A 20,840-nucleotide genomic window follows, 5' to 3' on the forward strand; every position below is an offset into this window, starting at 1 on the left:
CAGCTATTTCCTGCTGCCCAAGAGCAGCGCGCTGTGGAAGGCATCCGCCGAAGGGGCGACGACCAGCGCCTTCGCCTGATCGTGCATTAAATCAATAGAATAAGTTTATTCTTGTGCCCGCCACTCCCGCAGGGCACAGGCGCGACGGGCCGCCTGTGTGGAGAGGCGGAGGACCGGCGACGTGCCGGCGCGATAGGAGGATGTTCGGTGGCGATCGAAGCTGAAATCTGTGCTGTGCGCTTCGGGGGGCGCCGCTGATGTACGCCCTACCGGTGGCCGGCATCGAACTCGGCGGCACCAAGTGCGTGCTGACCCTGGCGCACGGCCCGGACACGATCCTCGCCCAGGAAACCGTCCCTACCGAGGCGCCCGAGGATACGCTGTCGGCGCTGGCGGCGGTGCTCGCGCGCTGGTGGGCGGACACAGGCTTCGCCGCGCTCGGCATCGCCAGTTTCGGACCGGTGTGCCTCGACCCCGCAAAGGCGCAGTTCGGCCATATCCTCACCACCTCCAAGCCGGGCTGGAGCGGCACCGATGTCGCGCGCCGGCTTGTTGCGCCCTATGCCGTGCCCATGGCGTTCGACACCGATGTGAACGGCGCCGCGCTGGCCGAGATGCGCTGGGGCGCGGGGCAGGGGCTCCGTGACTTCGCCTATGTCACGGTCGGCACCGGCGTCGGCGTGGGACTGGTCGTGAACGGCCTGCCGACCCGCGGCATCGGGCACTGCGAGATGGGCCATATCCGCGTGCCGCGCCTGCCCGGAGACACTGCGCCGAGCGGCTGCCCCTTCCACGACGACTGCATCGAGGGTCTCGCCTCGGGCACCGGCATCCGTGCAGCACTCGGCGACCAGCCCGTCGCCAGTGTCGGCCCCGAGCATCCGGTATGGGACCGCGTCGCCTCCGCGGTCGCCCTGCTCTGCCACACGATGGTCGCGACGACCGGGCCGCAGCGCATCGCGATCGGCGGCGGCGTCCTCCAGCGCCAGCCGCATCTGCTCGCCCGGATCGACCCGCTGCTGCGTGCCAGCATCGCGGGCTATCTCGAGGTCCCGCAGGCACCCTATGTCGTCGCGCCGGCTCTCGGCGACCAGGCGGGCCCGCTGGGGCCGATCGCGATGGCGCTGCAGGCGCTTGCCGCCGGGGCAGCGTGAAAGTCGCTTGAAGCCGCATAGATGGCGCGCATAGGGCGCCGGACGGGGCCATGGACTTGGATGCCGGTCGTGCGGTATCGCTACCAGAAGAATCTAGGGGAGAGAGACATGCCTGCCAGCCTCAAGCTGCTATTGGCCACCACCATCCTGGCCGCCACGCCCGCGATTGCGCAGCAGGCCCCGACAGCGTTGTCGTCGATCGCGCATCCGGAGAAGTGGCCCGCCGCGAAAAGCCAGGGCCTGATCGACCCCGCCACCGAGAAGTTCGTTTCCGACTTGATGGCGAAGATGACGCTGGAGGAGAAGGTCGGCCAGATGATCCAGGCCGATATCGGCAGCATCACGCCCGAGGATCTGGCGATCTATCCGCTCGGCTCGATCCTCGCGGGCGGCAGCTCGCCGCCGATCGGCGCGCCCGATCGCAGCCCCCGCGGGCCGTGGCTGGCGACGGCGCAGGCCTTCCAGAAGGCGGCGCTCGCCCGCAAGGTGGGCCATACCCCGATCCCGATCATGTTCGGCATCGACGCGGTGCACGGCAACAACAACGTCATCGGCGCGACGCTCTTCCCGCACAATGTCGGTCTCGGCGCGATGCGCGATCCGGCGCTGATGGAAAAGATCGGCCGCGCCACCGCCGAGGAAACCGCATCGGTCGGGATCGACTGGGCGTTCGGGCCGACGCTCGCCGTGCCGCAGGACGAGCGCTGGGGCCGTGCCTATGAGGGCTATTCGGAAGAGCCGGAGGTCGTGCGCAGCTATGCCGGCGCGATGATCCGCGGGTTGCAGGGCGCCCCGGGGACCAAGGACCGGCTGCAAAAGGGCTATGTCGCCGCCTCGGCCAAGCACTTCCTCGGCGACGGCGGCACCTTCGGCGGCCAGGACCAGGGCGATACCCGCGTCTCCGAAGAAGAGCTGATCCGCATCCACAATGCCGGCTATCCGGGCGCGATCAACGCCGGCACGATGACCGTGATGGCCTCGTTCAGCAGCTGGAACGGCACCAAGATGCACGGCAACACGTCGCTGCTCACCGATGTGCTGAAGCGCAAGATGGGCTTTGACGGGTTCATCGTCGGCGACTGGAACGGCCATGCGCAGGTGCCGGGTTGCACCCCCACCGATTGCGCCGCGACGTTCAATGCCGGGCTCGACATGGCGATGGCGCCGGACAGCTGGAAGGGCCTGTACGAATCGACCATCGCGCATGCCAAGGCCGGAACGATCCCGATGGCGCGGATCGACGACGCCGTGCGTCGCATCCTGCGCGTGAAGGTGCAAATGGGGCTGTTCAACGCCGCGCGGCCCTATGAGAGCAAGCCCGAGCTGATCGGCGCCCCCGCCCACCGCGCGATCGCCCGCGAGGCGGTGGCGAAGTCGCTGGTGCTGCTCAAGAACAGCGGCGTGCTGCCGGTGAAGGCGAGCGCCAATGTGCTCGTCGCGGGGCCGGGCGCGGATTCGATGGCGCAGCAGTCGGGCGGCTGGACGCTCAGCTGGCAGGGCGACGGCAACCCGAACAGCATGTTCCCGAACGGCGAGACGATCTTCGCCGGCATCCAGGCGGCGGTGAAGGCCGGCGGCGGCAGCGCGACGCTTTCGGCGGACGGCAGCTTCACGACCAAGCCCGACGTGGCGATCGTCGTGTTCGGCGAGGAGCCCTATGCCGAGATGCGCGGCGACGTGCGCACGCTGGAGTTCCAGCCGGGCGACAAGCAGGCGCTGGCGCTGCTCAAGAAGCTCAAGGCGGCGGGCGTGCCGGTGGTCTCGGTATTTCTCTCCGGGCGCCCGCTCTGGGTGAATCCCGAGCTCAACGCCTCCGACGCGTTCGTCGCCGCCTGGCTTCCGGGTAGCGAGGGCGCGGGCGTGGCCGACGTGCTGATCGGTGACAAGGCGGGCAAGCCGCGTCGCGACTTCACCGGCACGCTGTCGTTCAGCTGGCCCAAGACCGCCGGCCAGTTCACCCTCAACCGCGGCGAGCCGGGCTACGACCCGCTTTTCGCCTTCGGCTACGGCCTCAGCTACGCCAAGCCGGGCACGGTCGGTGCGCTCAGCGAAGTTTCGGGCGTGGATGCGTCGCTGGCCAATATCAGCACCTTCTTCGCCAAGGGCGTGACGCCTGCGCCCTTCTCCTTCGCGAGCGATAGCAAGATTACCCGCAAGACCATCGACGGCCCGGCGACGCAGGAAGGCGCGCAGCAGCTGACCTGGCCCACCGGCCCGGCGACGCTGCGCATCGGCGGCGGCGACCTCGATCTCAGCCGCGAGACCAATGGCGACCTGTCGCTGCGCCTCGTCTATCGCGTCGACGCGGCCCCGACCGGTCCGGTGAAGCTGTCGATGGAAGGCGGCAAGAACACCGGAACGATCGACGCGACCAGCCTGTTCACCGGGAAGAGCGGCTGGCAGACGGTGAACATCTTGCTGAAATGCTACCAGAAGAACGGGGTCGACGTGACCAAGGTGAACGCGCCGGTGGTGCTGCAGGCGAGCGGGCCGTTCACCCTGTCGCTGGCCGAGGCGAAGATCGTCTCGGATCCCGCCAACTCGGTCTGCCCGGGCCAATGAGCGGTATCGACGTCGTCGAGATCGCGCGCGGGTCCTTCCGCGCGCAGTTCCTGACGCTCGGTGCGACGCTGCACCGGCTGGACGTGCCCGACCGGCACGGCCAGCCGGACAATGTCGTGCTCGGCTATGCCGATCTCGAAGACTATCGCCGCCAGCCCCCGCGCTATTACGGCGCGGTGGCGGGCCGCTACGCCAACCGCATCGCGGGGGGGCGCTTTGTGCTCGACGGCGAGACGTTCCAGCTGACCACCAACGAAGGCGGCAACAGCCTCCATTCGGGGCCGGACGGGTTCGACCAGCAGCGCTGGACGGTGGAGGCACGGAGCGCGCATGCCGTCATCTTCCGGCTGGACACGCCGCACGGCTGGAACGGCTTTCCCGGCGACCTCACGGCGCGGGTGGAATATGCGCTGGAGGACGATGGCCTGGCGGTGCGCTTCACCGCCACCGCCGATCGCGCGACGATCGTCAACATGACGCAGCACGCCTATTTCAACCTGGCCGGTGAGGCGAGCGGCGCGACGATCCTCGACCACGTCCTGCAGATACCGGCGAGCGCGATCACGCCGGTGGACGACGCGCTGATCCCGACCGGCGAGCTGGCGCCGGTGGACACCACGCCGTTCGACTTTCGCACCCCCAAGCCGATCGGCCGCGACATCGACGCCAAGGATGCGCAGCTCGCGCTGGGGCAGGGCTACGACCATAACTTCGTGCTCGACGGCCCGTCCGGGTTCGAGCGCCGGATCGCGACGCTGTTCGATCCGGGGTCAGGCCGCGTGCTCGACGTCCACTCCACCGAGCCGGGGGTGCAGGTCTATTCCGGCAACTATCTCGCCGACGGTGCGCCGGGCACCGGCGGGGGCGTGTACCCGAGGCGTGGCGGGCTGTGCCTGGAGCCGCAGAAGTTTCCGGACAGCCCCAACCAGCCCGGCTTTCCGAGCGCGCGTTTGGAGGCAGGGGAGACCTACCGGCACAGCATGGCGTTCCGGTTCCGCACGGCCGCGGATTCGGGCGAGGCGTTCGGATAAAGCATGCAAGCCCCTCCTCCTCGGAGGAGGGGTTGGGGTGGAGGGATTCCAGAACCGCTGTTGGTCTCGGTGAGACACGGCCCCACCCCAACCCCTCCCCTGAAGGGGAGGGGCTAAAGATTGTTTGCCCGCTCCATCCCCGATACATGCCGGCCATGGCAAAAGCGGATCGCCTCGAACGGCTCGACACCCGACGCATCGAACTCGAGGCCGAGTATCGCGCTGCACTGATCGCGGCGTTGGAGCGCACCGCGGCGGGCAAATGGGGCCTGTTCGATCACCAGCGCGATCGCCACGCCCGCGCGGCGGTGCGCCCGACGCTCGATCATCTCACCGAGCTGGCGGAAGAGATCGATGCCGCGCGCGACCGGCTGCAGCTGGAGCCGTTCGCGCTGCATGCAGAGTTCCTCGCCGCACGCGGCCCGGTGGGGCCATCGGCTGTCGGCGAGCCCAAACAGGCCCAGGCCTGGCTGGCGCGGCTGGCCGCGGACGCATCCCCGGCGGAATGAGAGGGGCGGGCGGGGTCAGTCCACCGGTTCGGGCGTGCGTTCGGCGCGGGCCCGAGCTTCCGCTTCCTTCTTCTTCCTGCCCTGATCGTAATGCCACTTGATGGCGAAGAACATGCCGGTGCCGAACACGGCGACCTTGAACGTGCCCAGCACAATCGGAACCCAAATCATCTGTGTACCCTGACATTGTCTGTCGCGAAGGGCATCCACCGCCTCGGTGGTCTCCGGATGCCCGCGCAGATAGGGGGCACGGGCGCGCGCAGCCATTGGACGTATTGTCACACCGGGCGCAGCTTGGCGCGCCGACAGACGCTAGTCCGCATCTCCGCCGTCCGAACCGCTGCGCTGCGAATAGGTGATCCGAATCCGCACCCAGCTGCCGATCAGCAGCCGGCTGTTCACCCGCGGCGCCTTCACCCGGAACTGGAACGCCGCCTGGCGGACCGCGCCCGCATAGCCCGAGCCGCGCGGATATTCCCCCAGCTCCTGGCAATCGGTCACCTGATAGCGTTCGATGGTACGGCAGGCGACCTCGCCCCAGCCTTCGCGGCCCAGCGCACGCTGCGGCAGATAGGGCTGGAGCTGCGCATTGGTCGGGCGGCGATACCAGTCGGCAGCGTAGAGCGTCTCGCCATGCGGGCCGGTGCCGGCACGCGGCGTATCATCCGCGCCGCTGCCGCCGCCGGCATCGGCCGTCTGGGTATTGCCCTGGTCGCCGGATTGCGCGGCGGGCGCCTTGGCGATGTCCGACGCCGCATAGTCGCGCCGGCTCATCACGATGAAGCTGGGCGGTCCGCTGGAGACCGGCGGGGTGACCGGGGGCGGCGGGAGCGCGGCGGTGGGGGGCGTGGGCTGTTCGGCCTCGGCCTTCTCGCCGGCACGCTTGCGGGCCTTTTCGGGCGCCTTGGCCGCATCCTTCTCCGCCGGCGCCTTGTCGCCTTCGGAGGCTTCGATGCCGAACACCACCGTCTTCGGCTTTTCCTTGGGGGTGACGCGCGGCGCCATCCACAAAAGCATCAGCGCGATCAGCAGCTCGATGGCGAGCGCCAGCAGGATCGCGGCGGTCCGCCCGCGCAGCGAGACGCGCAACCGGCGCACGGGCGAGGCGGAGGTGGTGGACAACATGGCGCGCGGGACACTCAGGACAAGGCAACGCCGGGGGGTCGAGCTCCGCCCCGGCGGTGGCTATACGCCGTGGGCGAGGCGGCGGGATTGCGGCAAAACCGTGTCGGCATTCCGCATTCCCGCCGCAATGTGTATCGCCCCCTGCAACAATCAGTCGCGCAGCAGCTCGTTGATGCCGGTCTTGCTGCGGGTCTGGGCGTCGACCGTCTTGACGATGACGGCGCAGTAGAGGCCGGGCTTGCCGTCTTCCGCGGGCAGCGTGCCGGGGACGACCACCGCATAGGGCGGTACTTCGCCGCGATAGACCTGGCCGGTCGCGCGATCGACGATCTTGGTCGAGGCGCCGAGATACACGCCCATCGAGAGCACCGCGCCCTCGCCGACGCGCACGCCCTCGGCCACTTCCGAACGCGCGCCGATGAACGCGCCGTCGCCGATGATCACCGGATCGGCCTGCAGCGGCTCCAGCACGCCGCCGATGCCGACGCCGCCCGAGAGGTGGACGTTCTTGCCGATCTGCGCGCAGCTGCCGACGGTGGTCCAGGTATCGACCATCGTGCCTTCGCCGACATAGGCGCCGATATTGACGAAGCTGGGCATCAGCACCGCACCCTTGGCGATGTGCGCGCCGTGGCGGACGATGCTGCCCGGCACCGCGCGGAAGCCGGCGGCGCGGAAGGCGGCCTCGTCCCAGCCGGTGAACTTCGAGGGCACCTTGTCGAACCAGGCGGTGCCCTCCGGCCCCGGCATGACGACATTGTCGTTGAGGCGGAAGCTAAGCAGCACCGCCTTCTTCAGCCACTGGTTCACCTGCCAGCCGCCGCCTTCGATCGGCTCGGCGACGCGGGCCTCGCCGCGATCGAGCAGGTTCAGCGCTTCGGCGACGGCTTCGCGCACGGCGCCTTCGGTCGCGAAGCTAAGGTTCGCGCGGTCTTCCCAGGCGGCGTCGATCGTCGCGGCGAGATCGGTCATGTCAGCTCTCCAAGATGCTGTGGAGCCAGGCTCCGAGATCGGTGATGGTGTAGTCGATGAAGCTGCGGTCGGCGTCGGGCGCCTGTTCGGAGCCGTTGTCGATCCACACGGTGGTCATGCCGATCGCCTTGGCCGGCCCCAGGTTGCGCGCCATGTCCTCGACGAACAGCGATTCGCGCGGGTCGAGGGCATAGGCGTCGCACAGGCCCCGATACGCCGCGGGCTCGGGCTTGGGGCGGTAGCTGGTGGCATGAATGTCGTGGATCGCCTCGAAGGTGTCGCCAAGGCCCAGCCGGTCGAGCACCTTCTGCGCATAGGGCGCGTCGCCGTTGGTGAAGATCAGCTTGCGCCCAGGAAGCCGGGCCAGCGCCTCGACCAACGCCTCGTTCGCTTCCAGCACGCGCATGTCGACGTCGTGGACATAGTCCAGATAGTCGTGCGGATCGGTGCCATGCTCCTGGATCAGGCCGTACAGCGTGGCGCCGTGGGCGTGGAAATAGGCCTTCTGCACCTTGTGCGCCTCTTCGGCCGAGCAGTGCAGCAGGCGCTGGACATACTCCCCGATCCGCGCGTCGATCATCGCGAACAGGTTCGCGCTCGCGGGATAGAGCGTATTGTCCAGATCAAAGATCCAGTTGCGGATATGCGAAAGCTGGGCGAGCATCGCCGGGGCCTGTAGGTGGTGCCCCACGCCACCGCAAGCGGGGAGCGATGCGGACGGGCGCGATCGGCGGATCGTGAAGTAGTAAACCCTAAGGAAACCAGTGGGGGGCTACAGCGTGACCTCCGGGATTCGGGGACAGCTATGCGGGTTGCGTTGAGCATGCGGTGGATGCAGTCGGCTGCCATTGGCGGCCTCGTTGCGCTGGGCGCGTGCAGCGGCGGGGGCGGCGGTGGCGGGGTTGCGACCACGCCTGCACCGGCGCCTGCCCCCGTTCCGACGCCGACGCCGTCGCCCACGCCGACACCGTCGCCCACCCCTGCGCCGACTCCCACGCCGACTCCGGCTCCCACGCCCACGCCTTCCCCGACGCCGTCTCCCACGCCCTCTCCGACGCCGACCCCGACACCAACACCAACACCAACACCAACACCGACCCCGACATCGGCTCCGGCACCCACGCCAACGCCCACGCCCACCATCAACTATGATACGGCGGAATATCGGGCGACGGCCGGGGCCGTATCGATGAACGCGCTGGTCGCCTATCGGACGGGCGCGATCGGGACCGGCATCAAGGTCGGCGTGATCGATTCAGGGATCGACCTGCAGAGCGCCGAGTTCGGCGACTGTTCGGGCGGGCTCGGGGTCGGCACCTGCCGCATCCTCGCCAGCTCCAGCGACCCTTCGGGCAACGGCTCGATCGACGATGTCGGCGGACACGGCACCGCGGTGGCGTTCACCATCGCCGGGCGGCGCAACGGATCGGGTACCCACGGCGTGGCGTTCGATGCGCAGCTGGTGGTCGAGCGGGCCGATCAGCCGGGAAGCTGCAACGGCACCGATACCAGTAGCTGCAAATTCTCGGACAGCACGATCGCGCTGGGGCTGGATCGCGCCCGCCAGGCGGGGGCGCGGGTGGTCAACATCTCGCTCGGCGGGGACTCCTCCTCCAGCACGCTGGCCGCGGCCATCGACCGGGCGACCGCCGCCGGGGTGATCGTGGTGATCGCCGCGGGCAATGACGGCGCGGCCAATCCCGATGCCTTCACCAATCCGGCGACCAATGCGGCGATCGCCCGCGGGCTGGTGATCATCGCCGGCTCGGTGGGCGCCGGCGACATGATCTCCAGCTTCTCGAACCGGGCGGGCACCTCGGCCGGCGTCTATCTCTCCGCGGTGGGCGAGGGGGTCCGCGCGCCGGATGCGAACAACACGCCGTTCGTCTGGTCGGGCACGTCCTTCTCGGCACCGCAGATCGCCGGCGCGATCGCGCTGCTCGCCCAGGCCTTTCCCAACCTCACTTCCCGGCAGATCGTCGACCTGCTCTACGCCACCGCGCGCGATGCGGGCGATCCCGGGACCGACGCGGTCTATGGCCGCGGCATCCTGGACCTGACCCGCGCCTTCCAGCCGGTCGGCACCACCTCGGTTGCGGGCACCAGCGCGGTGGTTTCCACCGGCATCAACGGCACGCTTTCCGCCGCAATGGGCGATGCGACGCAGGGCCCGCTGGGCATGGCGGTGCTCGATTCCTTCGGCCGCGCCTTTTCGACCACGCTGAACAACAGCTTCCAGCGCCAGGGCGTGTCGCGCAACCTGCCGGCGCTGATGGCGGCGCGCGACCGCAGCTTCTCGGTGGGTGGAGACCAGGTCCGCGTGGCGGTGACGCTGGTGCCGACGGTGGATTCGGTGCGGATCGAGCGGCTCGGCATTTCCAGCCGCGACGCCGGCGTGGCGCGGATGCTGGCAAGCACGGTCAGCGGCCGGCTGGGCGCGCGGGTGCAGTTCGCCTTCGGTGCCTCGCAAGGGGGCGACGCGCTCACCGCGCAGCTGGCCGGGCGCGACGATCCCGCCTTCCTGATCGCGCACGATCCGCTGGGCGGGCCGGGGTTCGATGTCGATGTCGGCGGCTCGGCCGCGCTTCGTCGCACCTTCGGCGGCTGGGGCGTGACCCTTGCCAGCGAAGCCGGCGACGTGCTCAGCCGCTACGACGGCGAGGTGGCGGCGCTGCAGACGCGGTGGCAGCGCTTCGGCTATGGCCGAACCACCGTTGCGCTCGATCGGCGGCTGGGCGGTGTCCGTGCCAGCCTGGCGCTCACCCGCATGGCGGAAAGCAACACCGTGCTGGGTGCGCGGTTCGGCGCCGGCCTGGGCGCGGCGCGGGCGGACAGCCTGTTCACCGATCTCGCGCTGCGCTGGCGCCTGGGGGAGGGGTGGACGCTCGGCGGCGCGCTGCGCAAGGGCTGGACCCATGCCCGGCTGCGCGAAGGCATCCAGGGCGCGGGTCTGCTGCGGACCAATGCCTGGGCGGCCGATCTCGGCAAGGACGGGCTGTTCGGCGCCGATTCGATCGGGCTGCGCATCGCCCAGCCGCTGCGGGTCGCGCAGGGCGGCATCGGCCTGATCCTGCCGCAGGGCTGGGACTATGACACGCTCCGCGTCACCAGCTGGTCGCAGCAGCGGATCAACCTCGCCCCGGTCGGCCGCGAGATCGACTATGAACTCCGCTACCGCTGGAGCTTCCTCGACGGCGATGTGAGCAGCAACCTGTTCCTGCGCCGGCAGCCGGGGAACATCGCGGCGATGCCGAGCGACGTCGGTGGCGCGGTGCGGCTGAGCTGGGGCTTCTGACGGCGCTTTCCTCGGGCGGGACTGCCGGGTATCGCCGACCTGCCTTGAGGAGAGACGCCATGATCGACATCGCAAGCGCGCGGCTGACCGCCGCGATCCATCCGCTCGGCGCCGAGCTGTCGTCCCTGCGCGATTCCGCCGGGCGCGAGTTGATGACCGACGCCGATCCCGCCTTCTGGACGGGCCATGCGCCGCTGCTGTTCCCGATCGTCGGGCGGCTGGCGGGCGATCGCTACCGGCTCGACGGCCGCGAGTACAGCCTGCCGCAGCACGGCTTTGCGCGCAGAAGGGATTTCACGCTGGTCGAGCAGGCGGCCGACCGCGCGACCTTCCGGCTGGAGGACGATGACCAGACGCGCGCCGTCTATCCCTTCGCGTTCCGGCTCGATGCCACCTATCGGCTGGAAGACACCACGCTATGGATCGAGATCGCGGTGACCAACCGCGACAGCCGTGACATGCCCGCCAGCTTCGGCTTCCACCCGGCCTTTGCCTGGCCGCTGCCCTATGGCCGCCCGCGCGCCGCGCACCGCATCCTGTTCGACGCCCCCGAATTTTCGAGCCTTCGCTACATCGGCGAAGGCGGCATCGCGGCGGACCGCCGCACCAGCCCCGTCGAGGGGCGAACGCTGCCGCTCTGCGACGACCTGTTCACCGCCGACGCGCTGATCTGGGACCAGCTGGCCAGCCGGGGCCTGCTGTACGGCGCGGAGGATGGCCCGCAGCTGCGCATCCGCTTCTCCGATACCGGCCTGCTCGGCATCTGGACCAAGCCGGGCGCGCGCTATGTCTGCGTCGAGCCCTGGTGGGGCATCGCCGATCCGGCGGGCTTCACCGGCGAGATCTGGGACAAGCCCGGCATCCAGCGGCTCGCCCCCGGCGAGACGCGGCACTTCGGCATGGACGTGACGCTGCTCGACTGAGGGACAGCACGGCGCACTCGCTGCTGGATAAAGAACCCGTCACCGACTAAGGCGTGGCGATTCTCCCTCCCGTTCGAAGTACCCGCATGTCCCCCTCCGATCGTCGTACGTTCGCCATCATTTCCCACCCGGACGCGGGCAAGACCACGCTCACCGAAAAGCTGCTGCTGTTCGGCGGCGCGATCCACCTTGCCGGCGAAGTGAAGGCGCGCGGGGCGGCGCGGCGTGCGCGCTCGGACTGGATGAAGATCGAGCAGCAGCGCGGCATCTCGGTCACCAGTTCGGTGATGACCTTCGAGCGCGACGGCATCACCTTCAACCTGCTCGACACGCCGGGCCACGAGGACTTTTCGGAAGATACCTACCGCACGCTGACCGCGGTGGACTCGGCGGTGATGGTGATCGACGTCGCCAAGGGCATCGAGAGCCAGACGCGCAAGCTGTTCGAGGTCTGCCGGCTGCGCAACGTGCCGATCATCACCTTCGTCAACAAGGTGGACCGCGAGGGCCGCGAGGTGTTCGCGACGCTGGACGAGGTGGCGGAGTTGCTGCAGCTCGACGTGGTGCCGATGACCTGGCCGGTGGGCATGGGCGGCACCTTCGAGGGCATCTACGATCTCGCCACAAAGCGTCTCCTTCTTCCGGAGGGCGACAGCCGCGAGTTCCACGGTAAGGTGATCCAGACCAGCGGCATCGACGATCCGCAGCTCGATGCGATCGTCTCGCCCGCCAATCTCGCCAAGCTGCGCGAGGATGTCGAGCTGGCGCAGGCCGGCTATGCCGAGTTCGATGGCGAGGCCTACCGGAACGGCGACATGACGCCGGTCTATTTCGGCTCGGCGCTGAAGGAGTTCGGCGTGGATTCGCTGATCGCCGCGATCGCGGAGTTCGCGCCGCCGCCGCACGCGCTGCCGGCCGAGCCCGCGCCGGTCGAGCCGACCCGTGACGAGGTGACCGGCTTCGTGTTCAAGGTCCAGGCCAACATGGACCCCAACCACCGCGACCGCATCGCGTTCATGCGGCTGGTCTCGGGCACGTTCAAGCGCGGCATGAAGCTGACGCCGACGGGGCATGGCAAGCCGATCGCGATCCACTCGCCGATCCTGTTCTTCGCCCGCGAGCGCGAACTGGCCGACGAGGCGTTCCCTGGCGACATCATCGGCATCCCCAACCACGGCACGCTGCGGGTGGGGGATACGCTGTCCGAGCGCGCGGGGGTGCGCTTCACCGGGCTGCCCAACTTCGCACCGGAAATCCTGCGCCGCGTGGCGCTCAAGGACCCGACCAAGACCAAGCAGCTGCGCAAGGCGCTCGACGACCTTTCCGAAGAGGGCGTGATCCAGGTCTTCTATCCGGAGATCGGATCGAACTGGATCATCGGCGTGGTCGGCCAGCTGCAGCTGGACGTGCTGCTCAGCCGGCTCGATGCGGAATACAAGGTCGGCGCGGTGCTCGAGCCTTCGCCCTACGACACCGCGCGCTGGATCTCGGCCGAGGACCCGGCCGCGCTCAAGGAGTTCATGGATCTCAATCGCGGCGCGCTGGCCAAGGATCGCGACGGCAACCCCGTCTTCCTGGCTAAGTCGGCCTGGGAAGTCGGCTATATCGCCGAGCGCTACAACAAGGTGACCTTCGCAGCGACCCGCGAGCGGTAATCAGGCGGCGACGCGCTGGGGTTCCCGGCCGCGTTCGCCCAGGCCGCTGGCGATCCAGTCGCGGATGCGCTCGGCGCGGCCGCGATCGGCTTCGAACTTGGCGAGCAGTTCCTCGGCACCCTCGGTGGGGCTGCCGGCGGCGCGCATCATGGCGAGGACTTCCTGCTGGGCGGCAATGTGGCGCTCGGCGAGCACCACATTCTTCTCGGCTTTGACGAGGTCGGTCGGGGTATAGCTCATGTGGTTATTATAGAGGTAACCACGTTGGTGCGGGAATCGGCTGGTCAGTCGACCCAGTCCCGTGCCAGCCGCCGGCTCGCCAGCGCCATCAGGATGCCGGCGACAAGATACAGGCCCAGCCCCGCTGCGATGGCATAGCGCAGGCCGTCCGCCGCCCCATACGCAGGGGTCAGCTGCTTGGAGAGCAGGCCGATCACCCAGCTGCCGAGGCCGAGGCCGATCAGGTTGTTGATCAGCAGGAACGAGGCCGAGGCGGTGGCGCGCATCTGCGGTGGCACCAGGTGCTGGACGGCGGTGAGCACCGGCCCCAGCCATACATAGACCAGCGCCTGCGGCACCACGAACAGCAGGAACGCCGCCTGCCAGCTGTGCGCGAGCACGCCCGCGACGAACAGTGGCAGGCCCAGCACATAGCAGATCGCGGGCGCCAGCGCGTACCACTTCCGGTCGCGGCCGCCGAGCCGGTCGCCCAGCCAGCCGCCGAGCAGGATGCCGGCCACGCCGCCGGTGAGCGCCAGCCCGCCGAAGAACTGGCCGACCTGCGCCAGGTCGAGCTGGAAGCTGCGCAGGATCAGGCTCGGCAGCCAGAAGGCCACGCCATAGCCGCACATCGATCCCGCCGCCGCGCCGAAGGCGAGCAGCCAGAAGCTCGGCTTGGCGGCCAGGATCGCGAAGACGCGATGGAGCGGGATGGCATCCTTTGCCGGCACGGCGCGCGGCGGATCGCGGACGATCCACTTGAACGGCAGCGCGATGGCCAGCCCGAGCAGCCCCACCACGAGGAAGGCGGTGCGCCATTCCACCGTCTGCGCGATATAGCCGCCGAGCAGCGCGCCGCCGGCCGAGCCGAGCGGGATGCCCAGCGAATAGATCGACAGCGCCCGCGACCGGCGCTCGGCCGGCCAGGCATCGGCGATCAGCGCATAGCTCGGCGCGACGCCGCCCGCCTCGCCGACGCCGACGCCCAGGCGGTACAGGAACATGGTGGTAAAGGTCTGCGCGGTGCCGCACAGCGCGGTGAAGGCGCTCCACACGCCCAGCGACACCGCGATCACCCAGCTGCGGCTGGTGCGGTCCGCCAGCATCGCCAGCGGGATGGCGAGCGTGGAATAGAGCAAAGCGAAGGCGAAGCCGCCCAGCATGCCCAGCTGCCCGTCGTCGAGCCCCAGATCCGCCTTCACCGGCTGCGCCAGGATCGAGAGGATCTGCCGGTCGAGGAAGTTGAAGATATAGACCAGTAGCAGCATCGCGAGGACGAGGCCGCGTGGCGCGGCGGGACGGGTGGGGCTCGGCTGCACGGTCACTCCTCGGCCGGATGGGGTTGGAACAGGGTGCGCCCCTTCCCGCGTCGAGGGAAGGGGTGCGCCGCCTTAGAACTTCACCGTGCCGGTCACGAACACCTGGCGCGGATTGCCGTAATAGCCGGTAAGCACGCCTTCCGTCCCCAGCGTGGGCACATAATTGCCCGCGGCGTTGCGCAGGAAGTCGCCGGTATCGGGGTTCTGCGCGAGGAAGTTGTAACCCGAGACGATGTAGCGCTTGTCGAACAGGTTGCGGCCATGGACGCCGATCGAGAGCCTCTTGTTGATGTCCCAGTTCAGGTTCGCGTCGAACAGGGTGAAGCCCGGCTGGTCGAGCATCGGCGTGCGCAGCTCGAACTGCTGCGAGGCGCTGCGGTAGGAGGCGGTGAAGCTCGCCGCCACCTGGCCTTCGCTGCCCACCGGCACCGAATAGCCGATCGTGCCGCTCGCGGTCCAATCGGGGGTGTTCTGGATGCGGCGGCGGCTGGCCACGTCGATGCCGCGCGAATCGATGAAGCGCTTATAGGCAGCGTCGAGATAGCCGACCGACCAGTTCAGGTTCAGCGTGCCGCCCGGCGCGCCCAGATCGCGCGCGGCGATCAGGTTGCCCTCGAACTCCACGCCGCGCATCCGCGCCTTGCCGGCGTTGGTGGTGATGCCGATGAAGCTCTGCTGGCCGTTGATCGTCGTGCCGATCGAGCCGGGCACCTGCACATCGGTATAATCGGCATGGAAGGCGGCCAGCGCGAAGCTCAGCCGGCGATCGAACAGCGACGCCTTGTAGCCGACTTCGTAGCTGGTGACGGTCTCGGGATCGAACGACATGAAATCATAGACCTGGGCCGGCGTGCAGGGCGTGCCGGTGGGCGTGCGGCAGGCGCTGGTCTGGCCGCGCGGATCGAAGCCGCCGCCCTTGAAGCCGTCTGCCCAGCTTGCATAAAGCGTATGGTCGCTGCTCGGCTTGAAGCTGATCGACGCGCGCGGGGTGAATTTCTTGAAATCGGCGCTGCCGCGGAAATCGGAGGTGGTGGCGAACAGCGCGCCGGTGCCGCCGAAGAAGGGCGAGCCGCCGCCAAGATAGGTCTGGCGCAGCACGCGCGACTGGCGCTGGTCCCAGGTATAGCGGCCGCCGGCCGAGACGCTGAGCATCGGCGTGACGTCGTAGGTGAAATCGCCGAACACCGCGACGGTGTCGGTGTTCACGTCGCCGAAGGTCAGCGCGGTCACGCCGCCCGGCAGGCGCACGTCGAACACCGTCTTCGCCGTTGCATCGAGATAGTAGATGCCGAGCAGGCCGGAGAAGCCGCCGGTATTCACCAGCAGCTGCGTTTCCTGGCTGAACTGCTTGTTGTTGTAGAAGGCCGGCACGTCGACCTGCACCGCGGGCAGGGCGTCGAAGTCGATCGGGGTCGCGCTGTCGTCCTTGCGATAGGCGGTGATCGAGCGGAAGGTCAGCCAGTCGGCGGCGTGCAGCTCGGCCAGGCCGGTGACGCCCCAGGCCTTCACGTCCTGGCGGGGGCTGACGAGGCCGCCCTGCGAATCGAACTTGTCGGTGAGCACCGGGGTGCCGCTGACGATGCCGGGGATCAGCCGGTGGCCGCCGCGCGGGTTGCTCTTGTCATGGGTATAGTCACCCGAGACGCGGAAGAAGGCGCTGCTGCTGGGAGCATATTCCACCGTGCCGCGCGCGGCCCACAGGTCCTTGTTGTAATTGTCCTCGCCCGTGGTGAGGTTGGTGCCGAAGCCGCCCCGGCTCAGCCTTGCGCCCGCGGCGCTGACCTTCAGCCCGGTATCGCCGAGCGGCGCGCTGGCGCTCACCACCAGATCGGCCTGGTTGTACGTGCCATAGGTGCCGCGCACCTGCAGCTGCGGGTCGGCGCCGATCCGCTTGGTCACGTATTTCACCGCGCCGCCGATCGTGTTGCGGCCGTAGAGCGTGCCCTGCGGTCCGCGCAGCACCTCGATCCGCTCGACGTCGTAGATGTCGAGCACCGCGGCCTGCGGCCGGTTCAGGTACACATCGTCGAGATAGAGGCCCACGCCTGCCTCAAAACCTGCGACCGGATCCTGCTGGCCGACGCCGCGGATGAAGGCGGACAGCGTGTTGTTGGTGCCGCGTGATACCTCCAGCGAGACGTTCGGCGCCGATTGCGCAATGTCGGTGATGTCGAGCGCGCCCTGGGCGTTCAGCTGCGCGCCGCTGATCGCGGTGACCGCGATCGGCACGTCGAGCAGGCTTTCCTCGCGGCGGCGGGCCGTGACGATGATCTCTTCGCTCGGCGCCGACGTCTGGGCGGTCTGGCCGGCGCTCTCGCTGTCCTGCGCAAAGGCCGGCGTGGCGGCGAGCAGCGCGGCGCTCGCGAGCAGGGCGATACGAACGGAATCGTGCCGTGACATGGTAATCCTCCCCTGGTGCAACCCGTCGTCAACGCGGGTTGTAAGCCGTTGGCGGACGTTATACTGAAACCTGAACCGGGTTTCAACTTGGGATTGGAAGGGGAGGCGGAGCATGGCGGGCGAGCGTGGCATTTCAGCCACTTCGGTGTCGGAAGGCCGCGAGCTGGCAAGCGACGCCAAGGTGCCGCGCACCGAACGCGGCCGGCGCACGCTGCGCGCGATCCTGGACGCGGCGGCTGCCGAGTTCGGCGAGAAGGGCTTCCACGAAGGCTCGATCAGCGGGATCACCCGGCGCGCGGGTGTGGCGCTCGGCAGCTTCTACACCTATTTCGATTCGAAGGACGCGGTGTTCCGCGCGCTGGTCCGCGACATGAGCGAGCAGGTGCGCGAGCATGTCGGCCCGGCGCTGCGCGGCGCGCGCGACCAGATCGATGCCGAGCGTGCGGCACTGCTCGCCTTCATCCGCTTCGCCCGCGCCCATAAGGAAATCTACCGCATCGTCGACGAGGCCGAGTTCGTCGATCCGGCCAGCTTTCGGCACCATTATGCGAGCACCGCCGAACGCATCGCCGCCCGCCTGCGCGCCGCCGCCGAGCGGGGCGAGGTGCGTGACGACGTGAGCGAGATCCACGCCTGGGCGATCATGGGGATGAACGTCTTCCTCGGCCTGCGCTACAGCGTGTGGGACGAGGGCACGCCGCCCGAAGCCATTGCCGACGTGGTGGCGCAGCTCCTCGCGCGCGGGATCGGCACCGATCGCTGAGCGGCTTGCGTCGTTGCACCGAGGCATTGTTGTGTCTTATGTGGATAACACACGTCTTTCCGGTCGCCTGCCCTTCCTGCTGGCAAGCCTCGGCCTGCTGTTCGGCGCGGCCGTTCACCTGTTTGCCTATCGCGCCGGCCCGGCCGGGATGGCCTGGCTGGGTGCGCCGCCGTCGGTCGTCACGTCGCGCGCGGCGGGAAGCTGGCCGGCGCTGATCGGCACCCTGATCCCGGTGGCCGCGCTGGCCGGACTCGCCATCCTTTGCTGGATACCGGCGAGAACCCGCGTGCGCCGCATCGCGCTCGGCGCACTCGCGTTCCTGTTCGTCCTTCGCGGGCTGCTGGTGCTGCCCTATTGGGCGGGACTGCGCGACCTCCGCACCCCCTTTGGCCACTTCGTGCTTCTGGGGGATGCGTTTGTGCCGGGATCGCTCGTCGTGCTGGCGATCGGGCTGATGGTGGCGGGCGGGTTGCTCGGCACCCGTCCGCCCGACCTCACTTCTTCGCGAGCAGATCCTTCAGGCCGGCCAACGCGTTGACCGGCATGGCCTCGTCCTCGCTTTTCACGCCGGCCTCGCGCAGCACCTCGGCGGCGCGCGGGCTGCGCGGATAGGGATCGAGCTCCAGCGCCATCGTCTCGGCGGCTGCCTCGCCCAGGTCGATCGTGCCGCCGCTGTAGAAGACGGTGTCGCATTCGTCCTCGGTCAGCTCCACCTCGTCTTCGCCGGTCGTCGTCGGTTCAGGCACGAATCGGATCGCGAAATCCTGTTCCACCTTGGCCGGCAGCGGATCGCCGGTGACGACGCAGGCTTGCGTCAGCCGGGCGGAGAGGTGGCCGCGTGCGACCACGCCCTGCGCGTCGCGGCGCAGGTGGTAGGCCGCGTCGAGCGATTCGATCGTCTTCAGCCCGAAGCGGCGGCTGAGCGCGGCGCGCTCGCCCTCGTCGGCGGTAATGCGGACGTCACTCTCCCCGGCGCCGATCTGGTCGAGCCGGTGCGGGCGGGAAAATTCGGGGGTAGTCATTCTGGAAGCTCTCCTGCGACAACACGCGCGAGCGGCATCGCCGCCAGCGCATCGCGAAAGGCACGAAGGCGCGCCTCGACATGGGTGAGGGCGCCGGGCGCGGGGGCCTCGCCGCGATAGAGGTTGCGGACCAGCGCGGGGGCAAGGTCGCCCTCCGCCAGCCCGCTGCGATAGGCGCCCAGCCGGCCGCCCAGCATGCCCATCATCCGGCCGACATGCTTGCCGACGATGATGTCGCCGATGCCGATCTCGCGCAGCTGGCCGTCCATGTCGTCGATGAAGCATTCGGCGACGGCGGTGCTGGTGGGGATGCCGGCGGGCTCCGCCTCCAGCCGCAGCAGCACCATGCAAAGCACCGCGGCGATCATGTCGAACCGGCCGTCGACCGTATCGGGCACCGCGCCATCGGTATACCAGTGCGGGGCGCGCCCGCGCGCGACCACGCTGGCATAGAGCTGCGGGGCCGTGCCGCGGTCGGGCCGCCCGAAGAGCCGCTGGAGCATTCGCATCGCCGTTGTTCGCGCCTTCCTTGGGTGCGACCTTGTTTGGCCGCATTTTGCCGCATATTGAGGCCTTCGGCCCGCGATGCAATCCGCGGTCCCATGTGTTTGCCTGGAGAACCTGATGTCGCTTCCCGTTCGCACGCTCGGCACCGCCGCGTTGTTGGTCGTGCTCGGCACCACCGCCTGCACGCCGGCGCGGACGCATCAGGGCTATGTCGTTGACCATGATCTGGTCGGATCGGTGCAGCCGGGGATCGACAACCGCGATTCGGTCCTGCAGACCCTCGGTCACCCGAGCTTCACCAGCCAGTTCAACGAAGGCGAGTGGTTCTACGTCTCGCGCGACAGCAGCAACTTCTCCTTCCGCAACCCCAAGGTGAAGACGCAGACGACCCTGCGCGTCCGCTTCGATCAGGCGGGCAACGTCACCGCGATCGACGAGACCGGCGCGGAACTGGTCGCCTCGATCAGCCCCTATGGCAAGACCACGCCGACGCTGGGCCGGCGCCGCAGCTTCTTCTCGGATCTGTTCGGGAACATCGGCACGGTGGGCGCGCCGGGTGCGGGCGGCGCCCCGGGCGGCGGCGGCGGCCAGTAAGGCGATGCTTTCGCAAGGCTGACAGTCGCGTTCGCGCATCGTTCAGCGGCATTTCTGCATCGTGCTCGGCAAGCCGGTCCCAAGGCCGGCAGCCACTCAGGATGGAGAAAGCCGATGAAGAAGCTCGTACCCTTCGCATTGCTGACTGCGATGGCGGCCCCTGTGCTGCTGGTGCCCGCACCCGTGTTCGCCCAATCAAGGGCGGAGCTTCGCGACGACCGCCGCGAAATTCGCGAAGAAGCGCGTGAGCTGCGCCGCGCGGAACGCTCGGGCGACCCGCGCCGCATCCACGAAGAGCGCCGGGATCTGCGGGATGCCCACCGCGAATATCGCGACGATCTGCGGGATCGTGACCGGCGCTGGGCGGAGGATGACTGGCGGTCTTGGCGTGACCGCAATCGTGGCCTCTATGCGCGCGGCGAATGGCGGGCACCGTTCCGCTATTATCGTTTCCAGCCCGGCGCGCGGATCGGCAGCGTTTATTACGGCCCGCGCTACCTGATCGGCGATCCGTGGCGCTACCATCTGCCGCAGCCGGGCTTCCGCCGCGCCTGGGTGCGCCATTACAACGACGTGCTGCTGGTCGACACGCGACGCGGGACCGTGATCCGCGTCCTGCCCGGCTTCTACTGGTAAGCCACAAAGATACGGCCGCACAATACGAAATCGTGCGGCCGTTTCAAGGATACGGGTGTCCAAGGGTATTACGGAAAGACAAACGCGCCTTGCCGATACCGGTTCCTCGTGAACCAATTAATCCGAAACGGATGAATATTACCTGTCATATCGG

21 protein-coding genes are annotated in these 20,840 nt (G+C 68.7%); 12 read left to right on the forward strand and 9 right to left on the reverse strand.

The window, feature by feature from the left end; translation table 11 throughout:
- The first annotated feature begins 257 nt into the window (after window positions 1-257).
- The 4 genes from KK7_RS0112625 to KK7_RS0112640 all read left to right on the forward strand — a co-directional run bounded on the left by KK7_RS0112625 (window position 258) and on the right by KK7_RS0112640 (window position 5,256).
- Window positions 258-1,154 carry an ROK family protein gene (locus KK7_RS0112625; RefSeq protein ID WP_010545011.1) on the forward strand — a complete coding sequence of 299 codons (897 nt, stop codon included), beginning with the start codon at window positions 258-260 and terminating at the stop codon, window positions 1,152-1,154.
- Between the two features lie 108 nt (window positions 1,155-1,262).
- The gene (locus KK7_RS0112630; protein ID WP_010545012.1) at window positions 1,263-3,716 is read left to right on the forward strand and encodes a glycoside hydrolase family 3 protein; all 2,454 of its coding nucleotides are present in this window, start codon (window positions 1,263-1,265) and stop codon (window positions 3,714-3,716) included.
- On the forward strand, window positions 3,713-4,747 hold the full coding sequence (locus KK7_RS20595; protein ID WP_010545013.1) for an aldose epimerase family protein: 1,035 nt from the start codon (window positions 3,713-3,715) through the stop codon (window positions 4,745-4,747). The genes KK7_RS0112630 and KK7_RS20595 overlap by 4 nt, the downstream gene beginning before the upstream one ends.
- 155 nt (window positions 4,748-4,902) lie before the next feature.
- A complete protein-coding gene (locus KK7_RS0112640) occupies window positions 4,903-5,256 on the forward strand; it encodes a hypothetical protein (RefSeq protein WP_010545014.1) in 354 nt (117 codons plus the stop codon).
- Between the two features lie 15 nt (window positions 5,257-5,271).
- Here the strand turns inward: KK7_RS0112640 and KK7_RS22595 are convergent, their stop codons facing one another.
- The 4 genes from KK7_RS22595 to KK7_RS0112660 all read right to left on the reverse strand — a co-directional run bounded on the left by KK7_RS22595 (window position 5,272) and on the right by KK7_RS0112660 (window position 8,017).
- Entirely contained in the window at window positions 5,272-5,523 is a 252-nt protein-coding gene (locus KK7_RS22595; protein ID WP_138983958.1) for a hypothetical protein, read from the reverse strand.
- A gap of 45 nt (window positions 5,524-5,568) precedes the next feature.
- Entirely contained in the window at window positions 5,569-6,381 is an 813-nt protein-coding gene (locus KK7_RS0112650; RefSeq protein ID WP_010545016.1) for a hypothetical protein, read from the reverse strand.
- A gap of 150 nt (window positions 6,382-6,531) precedes the next feature.
- A complete protein-coding gene (dapD, locus tag KK7_RS0112655; protein WP_010545017.1) occupies window positions 6,532-7,353 on the reverse strand; it encodes a 2,3,4,5-tetrahydropyridine-2,6-dicarboxylate N-succinyltransferase in 822 nt (273 codons plus the stop codon).
- A gap of 1 nt (window position 7,354) precedes the next feature.
- Window positions 7,355-8,017 (reverse strand): pyrimidine 5'-nucleotidase, encoded by a 663-nt coding sequence (locus KK7_RS0112660; protein ID WP_010545018.1) that lies wholly within the window; start codon window positions 8,015-8,017, stop codon window positions 7,355-7,357.
- Window positions 8,018-8,226: 209 nt separating this feature from the next.
- Between KK7_RS0112660 and KK7_RS23600 the strand changes: the two genes are divergently transcribed.
- The 4 genes from KK7_RS23600 to KK7_RS0112680 all read left to right on the forward strand — a co-directional run bounded on the left by KK7_RS23600 (window position 8,227) and on the right by KK7_RS0112680 (window position 13,226).
- Window positions 8,227-8,505, forward strand: coding sequence for a hypothetical protein (locus KK7_RS23600; protein WP_010545019.1), 279 nt, complete (start codon window positions 8,227-8,229; stop codon window positions 8,503-8,505).
- A 37-nt stretch (window positions 8,506-8,542) separates the two neighbouring features.
- Window positions 8,543-10,648, forward strand: a complete 2,106-nt coding sequence (locus KK7_RS0112670; RefSeq protein WP_010545020.1) for a S8 family peptidase — start codon at window positions 8,543-8,545, stop codon at window positions 10,646-10,648.
- 59 nt (window positions 10,649-10,707) lie between these two features.
- Window positions 10,708-11,571 (forward strand): aldose 1-epimerase family protein, encoded by an 864-nt coding sequence (locus KK7_RS0112675; RefSeq protein ID WP_010545021.1) that lies wholly within the window; start codon window positions 10,708-10,710, stop codon window positions 11,569-11,571.
- A gap of 86 nt (window positions 11,572-11,657) precedes the next feature.
- Window positions 11,658-13,226 carry a peptide chain release factor 3 gene (locus tag KK7_RS0112680; protein ID WP_010545022.1) on the forward strand — a complete coding sequence of 523 codons (1,569 nt, stop codon included), beginning with the start codon at window positions 11,658-11,660 and terminating at the stop codon, window positions 13,224-13,226.
- On the opposite strand, the gene KK7_RS0112685 is transcribed toward KK7_RS0112680, so the two are convergent.
- The 3 genes from KK7_RS0112685 to KK7_RS0112695 form a co-directional block, all read right to left on the reverse strand.
- On the reverse strand, window positions 13,227-13,466 hold the full coding sequence (locus tag KK7_RS0112685; RefSeq protein WP_010545023.1) for a hypothetical protein: 240 nt from the start codon (window positions 13,464-13,466) through the stop codon (window positions 13,227-13,229).
- A 44-nt stretch (window positions 13,467-13,510) separates the two neighbouring features.
- Complete coding sequence (locus tag KK7_RS0112690) at window positions 13,511-14,713, reverse strand: spinster family MFS transporter (protein WP_051121318.1); 1,203 nt, start codon at window positions 14,711-14,713, stop codon at window positions 13,511-13,513.
- A gap of 123 nt (window positions 14,714-14,836) precedes the next feature.
- The gene (locus tag KK7_RS0112695) at window positions 14,837-17,164 is read right to left on the reverse strand and encodes a TonB-dependent receptor (protein WP_010545025.1); all 2,328 of its coding nucleotides are present in this window, start codon (window positions 17,162-17,164) and stop codon (window positions 14,837-14,839) included.
- A 112-nt stretch (window positions 17,165-17,276) separates the two neighbouring features.
- Between KK7_RS0112695 and KK7_RS0112700 the strand changes: the two genes are divergently transcribed.
- Both KK7_RS0112700 and KK7_RS0112705 read left to right on the forward strand, forming a co-directional pair.
- Complete coding sequence (locus KK7_RS0112700; RefSeq protein WP_010545026.1) at window positions 17,277-17,927, forward strand: TetR/AcrR family transcriptional regulator; 651 nt, start codon at window positions 17,277-17,279, stop codon at window positions 17,925-17,927.
- A 40-nt stretch (window positions 17,928-17,967) separates the two neighbouring features.
- Window positions 17,968-18,465 carry a hypothetical protein gene (locus KK7_RS0112705; RefSeq protein ID WP_040598541.1) on the forward strand — a complete coding sequence of 166 codons (498 nt, stop codon included), beginning with the start codon at window positions 17,968-17,970 and terminating at the stop codon, window positions 18,463-18,465.
- Here the strand turns inward: KK7_RS0112705 and KK7_RS0112710 are convergent.
- Together KK7_RS0112710 and KK7_RS0112715 are read right to left on the reverse strand one after the other, a co-directional pair.
- Complete coding sequence (locus tag KK7_RS0112710) at window positions 18,422-18,949, reverse strand: YceD family protein (protein ID WP_010545028.1); 528 nt, start codon at window positions 18,947-18,949, stop codon at window positions 18,422-18,424. The genes KK7_RS0112705 and KK7_RS0112710 overlap by 44 nt on opposite strands.
- Window positions 18,946-19,458 carry a ubiquinol-cytochrome C chaperone family protein gene (locus KK7_RS0112715; protein WP_029623260.1) on the reverse strand — a complete coding sequence of 171 codons (513 nt, stop codon included), beginning with the start codon at window positions 19,456-19,458 and terminating at the stop codon, window positions 18,946-18,948. The genes KK7_RS0112710 and KK7_RS0112715 overlap by 4 nt, the downstream gene beginning before the upstream one ends.
- A gap of 115 nt (window positions 19,459-19,573) precedes the next feature.
- Here KK7_RS0112715 and KK7_RS0112720 point away from each other — a divergent pair, with 115 nt between their 5' ends.
- A complete protein-coding gene (locus KK7_RS0112720) occupies window positions 19,574-20,050 on the forward strand; it encodes an outer membrane protein assembly factor BamE (RefSeq protein ID WP_010545030.1) in 477 nt (158 codons plus the stop codon).
- A gap of 114 nt (window positions 20,051-20,164) precedes the next feature.
- Window positions 20,165-20,686: an RcnB family protein gene (locus tag KK7_RS0112725; RefSeq protein WP_010545031.1), complete on the forward strand. Its 522-nt coding sequence runs from the start codon at window positions 20,165-20,167 to the stop codon at window positions 20,684-20,686.
- Window positions 20,687-20,840 lie beyond the last annotated feature (154 nt).

Source organism: Sphingomonas elodea ATCC 31461 (assembly GCF_000226955.1).
Classification (GTDB): domain Bacteria; phylum Pseudomonadota; class Alphaproteobacteria; order Sphingomonadales; family Sphingomonadaceae; genus Sphingomonas; species Sphingomonas elodea.

Bases quoted from the DNA above. Each gene is read 5' to 3' on its own strand.
- dapD (WP_010545017.1), bottom strand. From the start codon at position 7,353: ATGACCGATCTCGCCGCGACGATCGACGCCGCCTGGGAAGACCGCGCG.
- KK7_RS0112710 (WP_010545028.1), bottom strand. From the start codon at position 18,949: ATGACTACCCCCGAATTTTCCCGCCCGCACCGGCTCGACCAGATCGGC.
- KK7_RS0112670 (WP_010545020.1), top strand. From the start codon at position 8,543: ATGAACGCGCTGGTCGCCTATCGGACGGGCGCGATCGGGACCGGCATC.
- KK7_RS0112690 (WP_051121318.1), bottom strand. From the start codon at position 14,713: ATGCTGCTACTGGTCTATATCTTCAACTTCCTCGACCGGCAGATCCTC.
- KK7_RS0112650 (WP_010545016.1), bottom strand. From the start codon at position 6,381: ATGTTGTCCACCACCTCCGCCTCGCCCGTGCGCCGGTTGCGCGTCTCG.
- KK7_RS0112640 (WP_010545014.1), top strand. From the start codon at position 4,903: ATGGCAAAAGCGGATCGCCTCGAACGGCTCGACACCCGACGCATCGAA.
- KK7_RS0112715 (WP_029623260.1), bottom strand. From the start codon at position 19,458: ATGCGAATGCTCCAGCGGCTCTTCGGGCGGCCCGACCGCGGCACGGCC.
- KK7_RS0112660 (WP_010545018.1), bottom strand. From the start codon at position 8,017: ATGCTCGCCCAGCTTTCGCATATCCGCAACTGGATCTTTGATCTGGAC.
- KK7_RS0112700 (WP_010545026.1), top strand. From the start codon at position 17,277: ATGGCGGGCGAGCGTGGCATTTCAGCCACTTCGGTGTCGGAAGGCCGC.
- KK7_RS20595 (WP_010545013.1), top strand. From the start codon at position 3,713: ATGAGCGGTATCGACGTCGTCGAGATCGCGCGCGGGTCCTTCCGCGCG.
- KK7_RS0112675 (WP_010545021.1), top strand. From the start codon at position 10,708: ATGATCGACATCGCAAGCGCGCGGCTGACCGCCGCGATCCATCCGCTC.
- KK7_RS0112720 (WP_010545030.1), top strand. From the start codon at position 19,574: ATGTCGCTTCCCGTTCGCACGCTCGGCACCGCCGCGTTGTTGGTCGTG.
- KK7_RS22595 (WP_138983958.1), bottom strand. From the start codon at position 5,523: ATGGCTGCGCGCGCCCGTGCCCCCTATCTGCGCGGGCATCCGGAGACC.
- KK7_RS0112695 (WP_010545025.1), bottom strand. From the start codon at position 17,164: ATGTCACGGCACGATTCCGTTCGTATCGCCCTGCTCGCGAGCGCCGCG.
- KK7_RS0112685 (WP_010545023.1), bottom strand. From the start codon at position 13,466: ATGAGCTATACCCCGACCGACCTCGTCAAAGCCGAGAAGAATGTGGTG.
- KK7_RS0112725 (WP_010545031.1), top strand. From the start codon at position 20,165: ATGAAGAAGCTCGTACCCTTCGCATTGCTGACTGCGATGGCGGCCCCT.
- KK7_RS0112630 (WP_010545012.1), top strand. From the start codon at position 1,263: ATGCCTGCCAGCCTCAAGCTGCTATTGGCCACCACCATCCTGGCCGCC.
- KK7_RS0112680 (WP_010545022.1), top strand. From the start codon at position 11,658: ATGTCCCCCTCCGATCGTCGTACGTTCGCCATCATTTCCCACCCGGAC.
- KK7_RS0112625 (WP_010545011.1), top strand. From the start codon at position 258: ATGTACGCCCTACCGGTGGCCGGCATCGAACTCGGCGGCACCAAGTGC.